Origin of the sequence: Cellvibrio polysaccharolyticus (genome assembly GCF_015182315.1) — a bacterium.
Classification (GTDB): domain Bacteria; phylum Pseudomonadota; class Gammaproteobacteria; order Pseudomonadales; family Cellvibrionaceae; genus Cellvibrio; species Cellvibrio polysaccharolyticus.
The window spans coordinates 169,360-186,748 of record NZ_PRDL01000001.1 but is presented as its reverse complement, the minus strand read 5'-3'; the positions used below and the strand labels follow the sequence as shown (position 1 = coordinate 186,748).

Annotated in this window: 12 protein-coding genes; 5 read left to right on the top strand and 7 right to left on the bottom strand. The window is 56.1% G+C overall.

Features of this window, described 5'->3' with window-relative positions; translation table 11 throughout:
* Nucleotides 1-377: 377 nt before the first annotated feature.
* The 5 genes from C4F51_RS00785 to C4F51_RS00765 all read right to left on the bottom strand — a co-directional run bounded on the left by C4F51_RS00785 (nucleotide 378) and on the right by C4F51_RS00765 (nucleotide 7,375).
* Entirely contained in the window at nucleotides 378-3,506 is a 3,129-nt protein-coding gene (locus tag C4F51_RS00785; RefSeq protein ID WP_193906274.1) for an efflux RND transporter permease subunit, read from the bottom strand.
* 11 nt (nucleotides 3,507-3,517) lie between these two features.
* Entirely contained in the window at nucleotides 3,518-4,645 is a 1,128-nt protein-coding gene (locus tag C4F51_RS00780; protein WP_193906272.1) for an efflux RND transporter periplasmic adaptor subunit, read from the bottom strand.
* Nucleotides 4,645-5,928: a TolC family protein gene (locus C4F51_RS00775; protein ID WP_193906270.1), complete on the bottom strand. Its 1,284-nt coding sequence runs from the start codon at nucleotides 5,926-5,928 to the stop codon at nucleotides 4,645-4,647. The genes C4F51_RS00780 and C4F51_RS00775 overlap by 1 nt, the downstream gene beginning before the upstream one ends.
* Nucleotides 5,929-6,101: 173 nt before the next feature.
* On the bottom strand, nucleotides 6,102-6,500 hold the full coding sequence (locus tag C4F51_RS00770) for a hypothetical protein (protein ID WP_193906268.1): 399 nt from the start codon (nucleotides 6,498-6,500) through the stop codon (nucleotides 6,102-6,104).
* A 245-nt stretch (nucleotides 6,501-6,745) separates the two neighbouring features.
* Complete coding sequence (locus tag C4F51_RS00765; RefSeq protein WP_193906266.1) at nucleotides 6,746-7,375, bottom strand: TetR family transcriptional regulator; 630 nt, start codon at nucleotides 7,373-7,375, stop codon at nucleotides 6,746-6,748.
* Between the two features lie 156 nt (nucleotides 7,376-7,531).
* On the opposite strand from C4F51_RS00765, the gene C4F51_RS00760 reads away from it, so the two are divergent.
* The 4 genes from C4F51_RS00760 to C4F51_RS00745 all read left to right on the top strand — a co-directional run bounded on the left by C4F51_RS00760 (nucleotide 7,532) and on the right by C4F51_RS00745 (nucleotide 14,456).
* Entirely contained in the window at nucleotides 7,532-8,677 is a 1,146-nt protein-coding gene (locus tag C4F51_RS00760) for an efflux RND transporter periplasmic adaptor subunit (RefSeq protein WP_193906265.1), read from the top strand.
* Between the two features lie 3 nt (nucleotides 8,678-8,680).
* A complete protein-coding gene (locus tag C4F51_RS00755; RefSeq protein WP_193906264.1) occupies nucleotides 8,681-11,806 on the top strand; it encodes a multidrug efflux RND transporter permease subunit in 3,126 nt (1,041 codons plus the stop codon).
* Nucleotides 11,803-13,203: an efflux transporter outer membrane subunit gene (locus C4F51_RS00750; protein WP_193906262.1), complete on the top strand. Its 1,401-nt coding sequence runs from the start codon at nucleotides 11,803-11,805 to the stop codon at nucleotides 13,201-13,203. The genes C4F51_RS00755 and C4F51_RS00750 overlap by 4 nt, the downstream gene beginning before the upstream one ends.
* 353 nt (nucleotides 13,204-13,556) lie before the next feature.
* A complete protein-coding gene (locus C4F51_RS00745; protein WP_193906260.1) occupies nucleotides 13,557-14,456 on the top strand; it encodes an aspartyl/asparaginyl beta-hydroxylase domain-containing protein in 900 nt (299 codons plus the stop codon).
* Between the two features lie 173 nt (nucleotides 14,457-14,629).
* On the opposite strand, the gene C4F51_RS00740 is transcribed toward C4F51_RS00745, so the two are convergent.
* Both C4F51_RS00740 and C4F51_RS00735 read right to left on the bottom strand, forming a co-directional pair.
* The gene (locus C4F51_RS00740) at nucleotides 14,630-14,992 is read right to left on the bottom strand and encodes a hypothetical protein (protein ID WP_193906258.1); all 363 of its coding nucleotides are present in this window, start codon (nucleotides 14,990-14,992) and stop codon (nucleotides 14,630-14,632) included.
* Nucleotides 14,993-15,122: 130 nt separating this feature from the next.
* Nucleotides 15,123-16,136 (bottom strand): LLM class oxidoreductase, encoded by a 1,014-nt coding sequence (locus tag C4F51_RS00735; RefSeq protein ID WP_193906256.1) that lies wholly within the window; start codon nucleotides 16,134-16,136, stop codon nucleotides 15,123-15,125.
* A gap of 139 nt (nucleotides 16,137-16,275) precedes the next feature.
* On the opposite strand from C4F51_RS00735, the gene C4F51_RS00730 reads away from it, so the two are divergent.
* On the top strand, nucleotides 16,276-17,193 hold the full coding sequence (locus C4F51_RS00730; RefSeq protein ID WP_193906254.1) for a LysR substrate-binding domain-containing protein: 918 nt from the start codon (nucleotides 16,276-16,278) through the stop codon (nucleotides 17,191-17,193).
* Nucleotides 17,194-17,389: the final 196 nt, after the last annotated feature.

Here is a 17,389-nt window from a genome sequence, read left to right as displayed (position 1 = left end):
CTTTTCAGTCGTGCCTGACGTTTTTAACAAAAATCCCGCTTTTCTGAATGTACGTTAAGTGCCAGCCTGCCCGTTTGTCATTAGGTGCCTTGTTCCAAAAACGCATGAACATCCGCAAGCGGAGCCGGCCAATCATCGCAGATGATTGGCGTTCCGTGCGCGCAAAACATGTTTTGCTTTATGCGCACTCCACCCATGTGGCTCCGACGAGTCAACGGCAACTGCTCCTGCGTTGCCCTAACTTCCGCCATCCATGGCGGGCGTCCCTGACCCGACGGTTTTGGAACAAGGCACCTAACGCCAAACCCGCACTATGCCGATGTGAAAAACTGTCGCAGTCTGAGGGGCTTTTTATTCAGACGCGCTGTTTTCATAACTTAGTCTTTCACCACCACCGGCGGTTTACGGCGCCCGTAGATAAGGCGGTAAAGCGCCGGAACTACCAGCAAGGTCAGCAGCGTAGAAGAAATAACCCCGCCGATCACCACCGTTGCCAGCGGGCGCTGTACTTCGCTGCCGATGCCGGTGTTCAACGCCATGGGCACAAAGCCGAGGCTGGCGACCAATGCTGTCATCAGTACCGGACGTAAGCGCGTAGTGGCACCCTCGATAATGGCGCGGTGCAAATCACCGCAAGCCATCCAGCGCTCGCGGATGAAAGACAACATCACCAGCCCGTTAAGTACCGCAATACCGGACAGCGCGATAAAGCCCACCGCCGCCGAGATCGACAAGGGCATGTCGCGCAGCCAGAGGGATAGCACCCCGCCGGTTAGTGCCAGCGGTACAGCGGTGAAGATGATCAAGGCATCGCGCAACGAGCCCAAGGCCAGCACCAGCAGGAAAACAATCAGCACCAGCGTGGCCGGCACTACCCATTGCAGGCGTTGTTGTGCCGATTGCAGCTGCTCGAAAGTGCCACCGTATTCCACCCAGTAATCGGCGGGCAGTTTCACTTCTTGCGGAATGCGTGTTTGGGCTTCATCCACCACCGAGCCCAGATCGCGGCCACGTACGTTGGCGGTGATGACGACCAGCCGTTTGCCGTTTTCGCGGCGCACCTGGTTGGGCATTTCGCCTCGCTGCAATTCCACCAGCTCTTCCAGCGGCACGTAACCGGGCGGGCGCGGTACCGCAATCGGCAAGCGGGCGAGGGCGTCTTCATCCTGACGTAACGCTTCCGGCATACGCAGTACCAGTTCGAAGCGGCGATCCCCTTCAAACAAGGTACCGACATTTTCGCCAGCGATGGCGGCGGTGATTTGGTCTTGCACGTCGGCGAGGCTGACGCCCCACAAAGCCAGTGCCTGACGATTGGGCACCCACGACATAACCGGCAAGCCATCCATGGGTTCGATGTTCACATCCACCGCGCCGGGAATGGTGTTGAGCACCGCCATCACGTCATTGGCTGAGGCCAGCAGCTGATCCAGATCGTCACCAAACAGCTTTACGCCAAGATCGGCGCGCACACCGGATAGCAGTTCGTTAAAGCGCATCTGGATCGGCTGGGTGAACTCGTAGTTGCTGCCGGGCACGGTGTCGGCAACCGCTTCTACATCCGCCAGTACATCGGCTTTGCGGCGTGTCGGGTCGGGCCATTGGTCGCGGGGTTTGAGGATCACGTAAGCATCGGCCACGTTGGGCGGCATGGGGTCGGCGGCCACTTCTGCCGTACCCAGCTTGGCAAACACATGATCAACCTCGGGCAGTTCGGACAGCGCTTGTCCCAGATGCTGCTGAATAACCAGCGATTGTTCGAGGCCGGTGCCGGGAATGCGGATGGCGTGCATGGCGATATCGCCTTCATCCAGCTGCGGAATAAATTCGCTACCCAGGCGGGTCGCCAGCCATAAACAGCTCATCACCAACACAATGGCCACCCCCACCAGCAACAGCCGCATCCGCAGCGCCCAGCCCAATACCGGCCGGTAAACGGCCGATAGCCACAGCATCAGGCGGTTTTCCTTTTCGCTCACCGGGCCGGTCATAAACAGTGCAATTGCCGCAGGCACCATGGTGACCGATAACACCATAGCCGCCAGCAGCGCCATCACCACCGTTATTGCCATCGGGTGGAACATTTTTCCTTCCACGCCGCTCAGGGTGAAAATCGGCAGGTACACGAGGGTGATGATGCCGACCCCGAACAGCGCCGGGCGCACCACCTCGCGGGTGGCGTCCCAACTGACGTCAAGCCGCTCACGCAGTGACAGGGTGCCGCCGCGCCGATGTTGTGCTTCGCCCAGGCGGCGCAGGGTGTTTTCAACAATGATCACGGTGCCGTCAACCAGCAGGCCAAAATCCAACGCTCCCAGACTCATCAGGTTGGCGGATACACCGCGCTGCACCATGCCGGTAACGGTCATTAACATCGCCAGCGGAATGACCGCCGCCGTAATCAACGCAGCACGCAGATTTCCCAGCAACAGGAACAACACCGCAATCACCAGCAGCGCGCCTTCCAGCAGATTGGTTTGTACGGTGGCGAGGGTTTTATCCACCAGGCGGGTGCGGTCGTACACGACTTTGACACTGACGCCATCCGGCAAAGAGCGGTTAACCGCATCCATGGAACCGGATAACCGGTGGGAGACATCACGGGCATTGTCGCCCGCCAGCATCATCGCGGTGCCCACAACCGCCTCGTCGCCGTTCAGGGTGGCGGTGCCGGTACGCAGCGGTTTGCCAATGAAAACTTCCGCCACATCACCCACGGTTACTGAGATACCACCGGAGTGAGCAATCACTAACAGATCGATATCTGCCAGTTCCAATTGGCCTTCGGAGCGCACCAACCATTGCTGACCTTCACGCTCCAGATAACCGGCACCCTGGTTGCGGTTGTTGTTAAGCAGCGCCTGGCGCACATCGTCCAGGGTAATGCCGTAGGCCAGCAGCTTCAGCGGATCGGGGGAAATGTGGTACTGCTTTTCATAACCGCCAATGGCATCAATTTCGGTGACGCCGGGCACCCGCAATAACTGCGGTCGCACCACCCATTCCAGCAGCTCGCGCAGCGCGGTGACGTCATAAACCGAACCATCCGCCTGACGGGCAATATCGTCAGCGGTGAGGGTAAACATGAAGATTTCACCAAGCCCGGTGGTCATGGGGCCGAGCACCGGTTCCAGACCTTCCGGCAGCTGACTTTTAATCGAGGTCAACCGCTGGGTAATCAGGTTACGCGCTTCGATGCTGTCGGTTTTTTCGTGAAAAATCACCGTCACCTGGGACAGGCCGTAGCGCGACAAGGAGCGGGTGTAGTCCAGCCCCGGCAACCCGGCCAGCGCATTTTCCACGCTCCAGGTAATGCGTTGTTCTACCTCCAGTGGCGAATAGCCGGGCGCAGCGGTGTTGATTTGCACCTGCACGTTGGTGATGTCGGGTAGCGCATCAATGGTGAGATAACGGGTTTGCCAAAGACCGGCCAGTGCTGTGAGCAACACCAGCACCAACACCAGTCCCCGGTGTTCTATCACCTGGCGCAATAATTTATCGAGCATGGCGGTGCCTCCTAGTGGACGTGGGCAGCGCCGGATTTCTCCAGCTCGGCTTTGATCAGATAGCTGTTGGCAGACACGTATTCTTCGTCGGCCTGCAAGCCCGACAGCACTTCAACGCGCTGCGCGTCGCGGTTGCCGGTAACCACCGCACGCTCCACAAAGTCATTGCCCTCGCGCACAAACACCACCTCGCGCCCCTCACGGTTTTGCAACGCGCGCCGCTCAATGGTGAGTACGCCCTGGAAGGCGGCAGTGGCAATCACCACATTCAGCCATTCACCCGGTTGCCACTGGCCAGCGCTGTTATCCAGCACCGCTCTCGCCTGGTACAACGACGGGTTTTGCGGGTCGGGCAAGAGGGATTCCAGCGTCAACGAGGCACGGCGACCGCCATCGTTTAGTGACAGCGTTTGACCGGTTTGCAGATGGCTGACATCGCGGCTGAATACCGCAAAGGTGAGTAGCAGTTGCCCGGTGTTGGCGATAACAAACAGCGGCTCGGCGGCGGTCAGCTCACCGGTCTGGTAGCTTTGCTCCAGTACCAGGCCGCCAATCGGTGCGGTTACCGGATAAGTGCGCAAACTTTCGTTGGCCTCAATACTGGCCAGCTCGCTGCCCGCCTGAACCCGGCTGCCCGGTTGTACGCGGATGCTTTTCACCAGCCCCGGAAAACGGGCGTGTACCCGGCGCTGTTGACGGGGGTCAAAAGCTACCTGGGCGCGAAAGCGGCGGGTTTGCTGCAAGTCGCCCTGGTTGGCGGTGGCGGTTTGAATGCCCAGTTGTTGCCGCTGTGCGGGGGTGAAGGTTACCCGGTCTTCGTGATCGTGATCGTCGCCATCACCATGGGCGTGGTTATGATCGTCTTCGGTTTTGTTATGACCGTGACTGTCCGCTCCGGCCTTTTGGTCGTGGTCGTGGTCGTGGTCGTGGTCGTGGTCGTGGTCGTGGTCGTGGTCAGCAGCCTGAGTGCTGTTATCCACAACCGGTGATTGTTTTTCGTGGTCATGGTCGTGATCGCCATGGGCCTGCACCAGCGAAGCGGCGCCCAGCAATGTCAGGCTGAGCATAAACAAACGGGCTAGCTGCGCACCCGACCGGGCGAGCAAGCGCAACGGTAATGCAGCAATAAAAGTATTCATCAGGGTAATCTCACAGCAGATTCGGAAGAGGAGGTTTCAGGCAGCACGGCAAGGCCGGTGAGCCATTCAAGGTCGACACCGGCAAGATGGGCTGCCTCGGCAACCTCTACCTGCAACAGACGGGCTTGCAGCAATTCCTGCTGGATGGCCTGCAATTCCTGGTAACCGTAACGGCCGCGCTCAAAAGCACTGCGGGTGGCGGTCAGCGTTTGTTGCAACACCGGCAATAATTCGCGTTGCAGCCGATCAATGCTGTGCCACTGCTGCTGCCAGGCGTCGTAGCGACGGCGGATTTCCACGCTGGCCTGATAGCGGGTGTAGTCGCGCTGCTGTGCCAGCAACGACTGGCGGGCACGCGCTTCAGTGAGAGCACCCGTAGCGCGCTGACGACTTCCCAGCGGCACACTCATCCCCATCGTCAGTGCCGTGTCATCAGTAGCGCGCAGGTGTTTGACGCCCGCCTGCCACTGCCACGACAGTCCGGCGCGACGCTCCAGCTCGCGTTGCTGTGCCAGCTGCACCCGCTCTTCTTCCCGCGCCCGCTGCCAGGCCGGATGCTGTTCTACCCGCGCCAGCAATTCGCTGAGCGAGGGCAGCAGCGGTTGCTCAATCAATCGCGCCTTTGGCGCCTCGAATACCGGGTTGTTTTCCTGCCAGAAACTGCCAAGCAGCAACCGCTCTTCGCGAAATTGTTGTTCGGCCTGGTCGGTAATCAACGTCTGCCGGGTAACCGCCGCACGGGCGCGCAAGCTGTCTGCCTCCGGCGCGGCACCGCTTTGTACACGCTGCTCTACCTGCCGCTGAATCTCCCGGCTGAGGTGTTGTGCTTCGCGCTGCAGCTGCCAGCGATCCCACGCAGCGGTGGTGCGGATAAATTGCCGGGTGACATCGCTGAGCAATGCCAGCGCTTCCTGTTGTTGCTCCAACACCAGCTGCTGGCGCTGGCTGTCTACCGTGGCCAGCCGGGCATTGCGCAAACCGGCCGGTTCTATCACCGAGGAGAGTGAAAGGCTCAGTTCTGCGCTATCGACGCCGCGCATTTCACCGCTACCGGCGACATCGTCCAATTGCAGGGCGACCTGCCGTTGCGGGCCGAGGGCGGCCGTAGCGCGAGCGCCTTCCAGCGCCTGATAACGAAATTGAAAACCGCTTAAGCGGGGGTTAACCGCAAGGGTAGCTTCTACTGCCTGTGGCAGCGTCAGCCCCTGGGCGAAGGTGGGTACACCGCCCAGCAGCCCGGCTGTACACAACAACCAGGGTAAAAATCGGAATGGCTTCGCCATGAATCCGGCTCCTGAAAATTGCAGCGGCTGGCCGCTGCCCGAACATCACGCATCCCGTTTTTTTGCAGCTTATCGCCACAGCATGCGAATAATTCGCTGCTGTTCAACGCAAAAAGGGATGCTTCGGAGATATCCATCAACCGGCGCTGCGATTAACAGGCGGCTGAAAACGATCAGTAGCGGGGAACAGGCGGAGCGCGCAGAAGAGGCCGGAGCCGGGTGCGGTGGGAATAGAAAACACGATCGGGAGACCGCGCAAACACTGGCCGGAAAACGGCCAGCAGTAACAGCAACAAACCAACCAGCGGCAACAGCGCCATGTCGATTTTCAGCAAGTGAATCATGCCGGATTGCAGCACGTTCATTTCCTTACTGCAGAAGGAGTCATCGGCCGAATGGCTGCCGTCGTAATGGTGGTGGTTATGCCCGGTGTCGATTTTCATGTGCATGTGGATAGAGGAAATATCCTGCACTTCCTGACAAAGATGCGCGTGCACGCCCATAGCAGTCGCCAGCAGCCAAAAGGCAACGGCCACTACAGCGAGGCTTTTATGCACGCGACGAATCTTCATCGATTCAACATACCTTGTTGATAACAGTTCGCAATACTACGCCCCGCCCTGGCAAAACACAAACGGCAGAAGGATGGCATGCGCTGTGCGGTTGCCATCCAGTATAGCCGGGCAAATGGCGAGAAACCTTTCATGTGCGGCAGGCTTGCGGGTCGTGGCTTACGGGCGGCTACAAACAGACGGGCTTAACCCGGTAAAGCAAAGTGGTTAGCACCCGGCGTCCGCAGGCAGGCTTTTCGGGGAGGTCAGGCCTTGCGAATAAATTCCGGGCAGTGACGGAGGGTGTTGCTCCAGGCGCGCAACTGGCGGTCGATCATATCCCAGTCGATTTTATCCACCGGATGGCGCCAGATTTGCGTGCAGCTGATGCCATGATAAAGCGATAGCAGGGAGGCATTGGCCATGTCGAGATCAAGCCCGGCGGGCAGCTCGCCATTTTTCACCGCCTGCTGCAACAGCTTGCGGGAGGTGTGGTTCCAGCGCTTTTCGAAAACATCGCGCAACCGGAAAAGCGCACAATTTTCTTCGTGCTCTTCCATCTTGATATAGAGAATTTCCAGTACCCGCTCACTGGAAGAACAGGTAGCCGAGCGCCGTAAAAACAGCTGTAACAATTCAATGATCTGCTCGCACCAGGGCGCCTTGAACGGCGGCAGGGTGTCGATTATTTCCTGAAAGCCGCGATGGCACATGGCCATGGCAACTTCCTGCTTGTTCTTGTAATGCCCATAAACCGCCCCGCGAGACATACCGGCGGCATCGGCAATATCGGCCATGGTCGCCGTTGCCAGGCCACGGGCAAGAAAAACAGACTCGGCCGCGTCCAGGATGGACTGCCGTGTTTTCTCGGATTCTTCCCGGGTTTTTCTGGCCACACCTTACTCCCATTGAAATTGCGTTGTTATTAGTGACCGCGAGTATACACTAATCGTTCACTTTTAATTAATCAGACACGTTTGATTAATTAAAAGATTTTGGTTAGCATAGCCGCCACTTTCCTCTCTTCCCCCCTTCTCAAAGGATTACTTTGGATGTCTTACCTGTCTGTTTTGCGCCTGCCGGCTTTGTCCGGGGCGTTGCTGACCCTGTTAATTGGCTGTTCGTCTGACACGCCGTCCGAGCAGGCTGCCGAAGGCCCGATGCCGGCAGCGTTATTTACCACCCGGGCCACGGCCGAACCCATGATCGAATTGCTTCCGGCTCGCCTGGAACCATTCCGTCAGGCGGAAGTTCGCGCGCGTGTGGCCGGTATCGTTACCGAACGGGTGTATGCCGAAGGTCAGAATGTGAAGAAAGGCGATGTGCTGTTCCGCATTGATCCGCGCCCGCTGGAAGCTGCCCATGCCGCCGCCAAAGCGCGCCAGGCGCAGGCGCAAGCCGGTTTTGATATCGCCAGCGATAAAGCCAAACGCTACGAAGGCTTGCAGGATGTTCGCGCTATTAGCGAACGGGATTACGAAGAAGCCACCGCTGACGTTGCCCGCACCCGCGCCGAGCTGGAAGCGGCTCGCGCTGAACTACTGCGCACCGGGCTGGAACTGGCTTATACCCGTGTAGAGTCACCGATTGATGGCCGCGCCCGCCGCGCGCTGGTCACCGAAGGTGCGCTGGTCGGTCAGGACAGCACTACTGCTCTCACCACGGTCGAACAGCTGGACCCGATTTACGTCAATTTCTCGCAACCGGCTGATACCGTATTTGCCCTGCAACAGGCGCTGCGCGCCGGTTCCTTGCAAACTGCTGACAATGCGCTGGAAGTAGAGCTGGTGTTGCCCGACGGCAGCCTTTACGAAAAAACCGGTGAGCTGCTGTTTACCGATTTGTCGGTAGACCCGGAGACCAACAACGTCGCCATGCGCGCCTTGTTTGATAACCAGGATCACCTGCTGCTGCCCGGCGCTTATGTACAGGTTCGTCTGACCACCGCCATCAACCCGCAATTGGTGCGCGTCCCCCGCGAGGCGCTGGTGCGCGTGGGCAACAAAGCCTTTGTTAAAACCGTGGACGCCAGTAATACCGTGGCCGATCAACTGGTGCGCGCCGACCGGATGGATGGCGGCGACTGGCTGGTAACCGAAGGGCTGCAAGGTGGTGAGCGCATTATTGTCGGCAACGCGGCGTTCTATCCGACCGGGGTTCCGGTCGAACCGATTGATCCCACGGCAGCGGGGAATTAATCCATGGCCCGTTTTTTTATTGATCGCCCGATTTTTGCCTGGGTAATCGCGCTACTGGTTTCACTGGGCGGTTTGCTATCGCTGCAAGGCCTGCCGGTAGCCCAGTATCCGGATATCGCGCCGCCTACCGTTACCGTCAGCGCCACTTATCCCGGTGCTTCGCCGCGTATTGTGGAAGAAGCGGTAACCGCCATTATTGAGCGCGAGATGAACGGTGCGCCCGGTTTGCTGCATATTGCCTCCAGCAGTATGACCGGCATGGCCTCTATCACCTTGTCGTTCAAACAGGGCACCGACCCGGATCTGGCAGCGGTAGAAGTACAAAACCGCTTGAAAGTAGTCGAGTCGAGAATGCCGGAAGTGGTGCGCCGCAACGGTATCAAGGTAGAAAAAGCCGCAGAAAACGTTCAATTGGTGGTGTCACTCACCTCCAGTAATCCGCTGTTTGACCAAACCGACCTGGGTGAGCTGGCCTCATCTACGCTGCTTGATCCGCTGCGCCGCCTCGAGGGTGTTGGCAGCGTTGCTGTGTGGGGCGCCGAATACGCTATTCGTATCTGGCCGGACCCGGTAAAACTGGCCGCTTTTGGCCTGACGCCAGCAGATATTTCCAACAAAGTACGCACTTACAACGACCGGTTGATTATCGGCGAACTGGGCAACCTGGCAGTACCTGATGACGCCCCGCTAAGCGCCAATATAGTAGCCAACGACCAGCTCACCACCCCGGAAGAATTCGCTGACATTCCCCTGCGTATTCGCGAAGACGGTTCTGCGATTCGCCTGGGTGACGTTGCCCGCGTAGAGATGGGTGCCGACCTTTACAGCTTCCGCGCCCAGGTCAACGGCCAGCCGGCAACGGCGTTGGGTATCAAGATGGCGCCCGGTTCCAACGTGGTTCAGGTGGTGGAAGACATGCGCGAAATGCTGGATGAGCAGATGAAATATCTGCCTGCCGGTGTGGAGTATCAGATCCCTTACGAGTCATCGACCTTCGTCAAAATTTCTATCCAGAAAGTACTCACCACGCTGATTGAAGCGGTGATTCTGGTGTTTCTGGTGATGTATCTGTTTATGCAGAACTTCCGCGTCACCCTGATCCCGACGCTGGTGGTGCCGGTGGCACTGCTCGGTACCTTTGTGGTGATGCATCTGGTGGGTTTCTCGATCAACGTGCTGACCATGTTCGGTATGGTGCTGGCGGTGGGTATCGTGGTGGACGATGCCATTGTGGTGGTGGAAAACGTTGAGCGGCATATGGTGGAAGAAGGTATGTCGCCTTACGAAGCCACGGTGGAAGCCATGAAGCAAATCAGCGGCGCGATCATCGGGATTACGGCGGTACTGATTTCGGTATTTATTCCGATGGCGTTTTTCTCCGGCGCGGTGGGCAATATTTACCGGCAGTTCTCGGTGACTTTGGCAGTATCTATCGCGTTTTCAGCGTTTTTTGCGCTGTCGCTGACACCGGCGCTGTGCGCCACGCTGCTCAAGCCGGTACCGGAAGGCCATCATGAAAAAGGCGGTTTCTTCGGCTGGTTCAACCGCATGTTCAACCGCAACACCCGGCGCTATCAAAAGGGCGTGGGCAAAGTGCTCAGCAACCCGGTGCGCAGTGGTCTGGTGTATCTGATTATCGTAGCGACCGTGGCATTTCTGTTTATGCGCCTGCCTTCGGCCTTTTTGCCCGACGAAGACCAGGGCAGCCTGATGATCATGGTCAGCGAACCACAAGGCGCCACCATGGAAGAAACCATGGCGACGGTGAGCGAGATCGAGCAATACCTGCTGCAAAACGAGCCGGTAGCGAGCACCTTCGGCCTGGGTGGCTTCAGCTTCTTCGGCGTTGGCCCCAACAGCGGTATGTTGTTTGTCACCCTGAAAGACTGGAGCGAACGCACCAGCGACGAGCAACACGTTCAGGCGATTGTTGACCGGGTGAACATGCATTTCTATGGTCGTCCGGATCGTATGGTGTATGCACTTAACCCGCCGGCGTTGCCGGAACTGGGTGGCAGTGGCGGCTTTGATTTGCGCCTGCAAAAACGCGCGGATATTGATTACGCCACCTTTGCTGCCGCTCGCGATCAGCTGATCGGTATGGCAGCCACCGACCCGCGTCTGGCCGGGGTGATGTTTGCCGGTATTCCCGACGTGCCGCAACTGAGTTTGAGCCTCGATCGTAACAAGGCAGAGACTCTCGGCGTGAATATCAATGACATCAACTCCACGCTGGCGATCATGTTCGGCTCGGATTACACCGGCGACTTTATGTTGGGCAGCCAGGTGCGCAAGATCTACATCCAGGCCGATGGCGCCCACCGCCTCAGTCAGGACGACATTAGCAAACTCGAAGTGCGCAATCAGCGCGGCGAGATGGTGAAACTGGCATCGTTTATCAATCTGGAATGGGAAGTCGGGCCGCCTGCGCTGGCGCGCTTTAACGGTTACCCGGCATTCAACATTACCGGTAATGCCGCACCCGGTTTCAGTAGCGGCGAAGCCATGACCGCCATGGAAGAACTGGCGCAGCAACTGCCGGCCGGCTATTCACTGGCATGGACCGGACAATCTTATGAAGAACGCCTGTCCGGCGCACAGGTGCCGATGCTGTTCGGTCTGTCGATTCTGGTGGTGTTCCTGGTACTGGCAGCACTCTATGAAAGCTGGTTTATTCCCGCCGCCGTGATTCTGGTGGTGCCGTTGGGGGTGATCGGTTCGATTTTGGGGGTGATGGTGCAGGGCATGCCCAACGACATTTACTTCAAGGTAGGTTTGATCACCATCATCGGCTTGTCGGCGAAAAACGCCATTCTGATTGTGGAAGTCGCCAAGGATTTTTATCGCGATGGTATGGATATTTATGACGCGGTAATGGAAGCAGCACGGGTGCGCTTGCGCCCGATCATCATGACCTCGGTCTCTTTCGGTGTCGGTTTGTTACCACTGATGCTGGCCACTGGTGCATCGTCGTCCGCACAGCGTGCCATTGGTACAGCCGTTATCTGCGGCATGATTACCGCAACGGTTTTGGCAGTTTATCTGGTGCCGTTGTTCTTCTTTGCACTGGGGCGTTTTATTAAAAACAAACCGGTGCGTCGCGTGGCAACTGTGGAGGTGCAGTCATGAAATTGCAGGCATTAACCACCGGTTTGCTGGCGGCAACAACCTTCATAAGCGGGTGCAGCCTTGCACCCGCTTATGAAAAACCTGCCGTGGCGCAACCGGTCAACGCTGTGCTTAACAGCGACGCCGTTGCCGCTAACGGCAGCCCGAAAAACTGGCAACAACAATTTACCGACCCGGCATTGCAGGCGCTGATTGAAAAAGCGCTGGCGCACAACCACGACTTGCGCGTTGCCGTGTTGCGCGTGGAAGAAGCGCGCGGGCTTTACCGGATTGAACGCGCTGACCGTTTGCCTGCAGTGCAAGCCAACGCCAATTTCAATCGCGGTCGTAACCTTGATCCGGTCACCGGTGTATCAGCAGTCACTGAAAGCACCGGTGTGAATGTCGGCATCAGTGCGTTTGAGCTGGATTTTTTCGGACGGGTGCGCAATCTCTCTGCAGCAGCATTGGCTAATTATCTAGCCACTGAAGAAGCCGCTGACAGTGCGCGCATTACCATTGTTGCCGAAGTGGCCAACGCCTGGCTGGCGGAACGTTCTGCCAGCCAGCAAGCACGCCTTGCACAACAAACGCTGGATTCCCGTGAAGCCACATTGGTAATTACCGAAGCACGTTACCAACGCGGTTTGAGCAGCAACATGGAATTGCAAACCGACATCAGCCTCACTGAATCAGCCCGCGCAGAATTGTCAGTTCGGCAACAACAACGGCAGCAGGCGCAACACGCCTTGCAATTGCTGACCGGCGGTTTTGACAATTTACTGACAGAAGATGACACGCCTTTAGCCGACAATGTCATCGCTGCGGTTGCTGCAGACGCGCCGTCACAATTGCTGGAACGGCGCCCCGATATTCGCCAGGCAGAACAATTACTGCGTGCTGCCAATGCCAATATCGGTGCCGCCAGAGCGGCGTTTTTTCCGCAGGTAACGCTGACCGGTCAATACGGTTATCTCAGTAACGATGCCGCCGATTTGTTTGAACACCAAACCCGGCAGTGGGCATTTACGCCGCAATTGCATGTGCCTATTTTTCAGGGTGGCCGCTTGCGCGCCAATCTGGATGTTGCGCACACCCGTAACCACATTGCTGTCGCGCAATACGAACACACCATTCAACAGGCGTTTCGCGAAGTTGCCGACAGCCTGGTAAGCGGCCGCAGTTTGCACGAACAACAACAGGCATTGCAGCGTGTTGCCGCCGCCGATGATGAGCGGGCCAACCTGGCGCGGGTGCGTTACGAACGCGGCATCAGTACTTACAGCGAAGTACTGGAAAGTGAACGCAGCCGGTTTGCCTCGGCCAGTCAATTACTGGAAATAAACCGGCAGCTGCTCAGCAACCGGGTGGAATTATACCGGGCACTGGGTGGCGGAATAGCAACGCACGATTCCTGAAAAAATACACCCTGACGTTTTTTCGCGGTAATGCCGGCTTTGCGCATACCGCGAAGAAACTGTAAAGAAAATTACGTAGAAAAATGCGATAGCCGGTAACAGAAAAATATTTTTTTCTTTGTGTCGATTGTGTGACAACGAAGGTTTAAAATAGCAACTTCAAGAGGTGCATTTCAAAAAATGATCTATCATATTCGGTACTCGCTTTTTTCTCATACCGTCAGTAAGGATACTGTTATGGTTGACGCTCCCCGTTAAATTTTCCGCTCTACCAATCTGTTATTTGCGCTTGCAAAACTATTGCCATAGCGCATAACAGGCCCATTCCTGTTGTCTGAAAAGTGGTTGTTATTATGGGTATTATCATTCTTGCAATTTTTGTAGTGTGCGCTATTTATGTGCAAAAACGGGGGTTGGTGCAGCACAACCGTTTTTCGCGAAAGATGACTGACCACTCCAATTTTATGGCTCCGATCAACTGTCTCTTTTATGCCTTTTCCGGCGTCAAAAATACCGCCTATTTAAAGACGGAAGATTTCCCCGAATTAAATGTGTTGCAGGAAAACTGGCAAATTATTCGCGATGAAGCCTTGAACCTGCACAGCGCCGAACGTATTTCGGCCTCGAAAGATCTGGATGACCTGGGTTTCAATTCGTTCTTCCGCACCGGTTGGAAACGCTTTTACCTGAAATGGTACGGCAGCTCCCTGCCATCGGCCGAAGCACTTTGCCCAAAAACCGTGGCCTTGATCAACGCCATCCCCAACGTTAAGGGCGCCATGTTTACCATGCTGCCACCGGGCGCGCGTTTGGGTGCACACCGCGACCCTTACGCCGGTTCGCTGCGTTACCATTTGGGGTTATCTACACCGGAATCACCGGATTGCTTTATCAATGTGGATGGCACCGATTACGCCTGGAAAGATGGCGAAGCGGTGATGTTTGATGAAACCTTTATTCATTACGCTGAAAACAAAACGGATAAAAACCGTATTATTTTATTCGTGGATATCAAACGGCCTACGCGTTTCTTTCTGGTTGACTGGATCAATGAAATATTTTCCCGCGTGGTACTGTCTGCCGCCGCCACAAAAAATATGCCGGGCGATAAAGTCGGGTTTCTGAACCGTATTTTCGGTTACGTGTATCAAATTCGTGTAGTGGGTAAAAAGATCAAAAAAATCAACAAACCCCTTTACTACCTGCTGCAATATGGGCTTTATATTGCGCTGATTTACTGGATCTTCTTCTAGTTTTTTTGCCCGGTATTTTTTAATCCCATGAAATACCGGGCCTTTTTATTCTCTTGTAAAGGCGCCCCATAAAAAAACCCGCCAAAGCGGGTTCAGGTTTTTGATAAATTCCGTCGTTTTCAAAACTGTACAACAGGTGCCATTCTGTCCGTCAGCAATCTCCATCGGATAACTTATTCACAAGCTACGTCCTGATAATCCGGCAGGGTGGAGACGGGAACAAAGCCCAACATTTGCGCCTGCTCCAGTTGATCTTTGGGAATGGTGTAAATATTAATACTGCCGGTCGGTGCGCCGCACACCGTCATGTGCATCATGCCGGTGTTACCTTTCTGGGCGCAGTGCACCTTGATATTGCCAGCGGCGAGAATTTTCTGCATATCCTCCACGGAAATACCTTCGCTTTCACACTGAACGGCGGCATCGGACTGAAACACTTTAACCGCTGATTTACTGTCATCCGACCCGGAACAGCCCATCATTAACAGACAACAGGCAGCCACACCGGTCAGTGTTGCCGTGACGATATTATTCATTACTTTTCTCCGTCCAAAAATGGCAGTGTGATCAATCGGCGCCGCATCTTCTGTGAGGGAGTGTTAAAAATTTGTCTTTGCTGTCAAAACACCCTGTTTATGGCACATTTCGCTACGATTTTTTGAAATTTTACCAATCGGTTTGCGTCGGCAACGCGGCCAGCGACGGAAACAGTGGCAGCACATATTCGGCCAACTCCTCAATAACCGCTTCCGCCGGTCGCTCGGCATATTGAATACCCAGCGCAGCATGATTGACGCCTGCCAGCCGCCATTGGTTTAGCAATTCAATCAGGCCATTTCTGCCGGTGCGCAACACAAAGCCGTTGTGAATGGGCGTGCGCGGAAAGTCCGGGTCATCCACCAGATCCAGCCATTCATTGGTGACATGCGGCTTGAAAACATTGCCGGGAATCAACCGCCGCCAGGCAGCAATTTTTTCAGCCAGCCGCAGCGAACCCTGTCGATCGTGGGTGCTGTCCGGATAGGTCAGCCAGCCATCGGCCTGCTCGGCGATCCACGGCAAGGTTTGCCGGCTTGATCCGGTCACCAACAGCGGTACCGCACCATGGCAAGCTTTGGGTAAAAATTGTGAGCTGTCGATGCGACCCAGAGAACCATCCATCAGGCTGGTATTTTTACTGACCAGCTGGCGAAACATATCCACCGTTTGCGCGAAGCGTTCACCACGGGATTCCCGGTCAATACCGTAAGCTGGAAACTCCACCGCCCGATCGCCCGAGGCAATGCCCATGATCAACCGGCCACCGGACAGTTGGTCAATCGTGGTCGCGGCTTTGGCAAGATCCAGCGGATGCCGCAAGGGAAAAATAGCGCTGCCGGTGGCAAGGCTGATGTGCGAGGTTTTCGCAGCCAGAAAAGCCAGCCAGGTAAAAGGATCAAACACCTGCCCGGCATCGCCAAAAGCGGGATCAAACAGCGGGATATCCCTTACCCATACGGCGGCAAAACCAAGACGGTCCATCGCCGACACCAGACGGCTTTGTCCTGCGAGGATTTTCATATCGCCACGGTAAAAACGCAGTGGCAAAAACATCCCCAGCGTCATTTGCCCGGGCGCGAACATACGCTGAAAACCGGGATGGGTGGAAAACGGGTGATTGGACAGCGGCTCGATAGACATGACGAAAATCCTGCGCAAGGCATTGCAAATAACAATAGAAAAAGTGAACATCATTCACCCCAACGTCATATCATCACCGCTTTATTAAAAACCGTAAAACGATGATTTCCTTAGCCACGGTTTAGAAATTCCATACACCATGAATCCTGTTATCCCCCTGCTTGCCTTGCGAGTTTTTACTGAAATTGGCCGTTCTGGCAGTGTGCGTCAGGCAGCCCACGCGCTTGGCGTTTCCGCCGGCGCGGTAAGCCAGCAATTGCGTTTACTGGAAGACCGGGTGGGCATGCCGTTATTTCAGCGTACCCGTAGCGGCATGGAACTGAGCGAGGCAGGCAAACTGGTGTACCCGGAACTGGTACAAGCCTTTGGCCAACTCACCGCGGTCATGGAAAAACTGGAAGGTATTAAAAATCGCCGCACACTCACTATTAACAGTGAACCGGGTTTTGCCGCCAGCTGGCTGGTGCCGCGGCTGGGGAAATTCAACGCGCGCTTTCCGGATATTGATATCCGCGTAGAAGCCAGCTTGCGGCTGGCCGATTTACAGCGCGACGGTGTGGATATCGCCATTCGCCACGGGCTGGGAAAATACCCGGGTTTGCACAGCGATTATTTGTTATCGCCGGTGATGATTCCTGTCGCCAGCCCGACACTGTTGCGCACCGGTACCGCCATTAACAGCGCCGAAGATTGTCTCGCCTATCCGTTACTGCAAGACTCGACGCGCAGCGACTGGCGCCTGTGGTTTGAAGCGCTGGGCATTTCCCCGCCGCCGGCGTGTGAAAAAGGCATGGTCTTTGATGATGATTTTTTACTGTTGCGCGCCGCAGAAGCCGGGCAGGGCATCGCGCTGGTTCACGACATTCACGCGCAAAGCGCGCTGGAAAGCGGCAGATTGCAGCAGGTTTTACAGACGCCCTGGTCGAACCGTTTCGCCTATTACGCGGTGACCCGACCCACCTCAGCACCTCGCGCAGAAATTCAATATTTTCTGGCTTGGATAAAAGATGAAATTCAACAAAGCGAAGCTTCAATAATGGAAACTGTGGATAACTGAAATTTTCCGCTTCGCTTTATTGATCACGCTAATCTGTTAACCGTTTGAAGTGCTCACTGTAAAAATAATAACCGGCACTGTCGATGGGTAAGGTCAGGCGATTTTTTATCCCGCGCAAATCTGGCAGCTGTTGCCGTAATCGTCACCATTCGCTGCGCGCTTGTTGATTATCAAACAGCCGGTTGCTTGTTGTGTG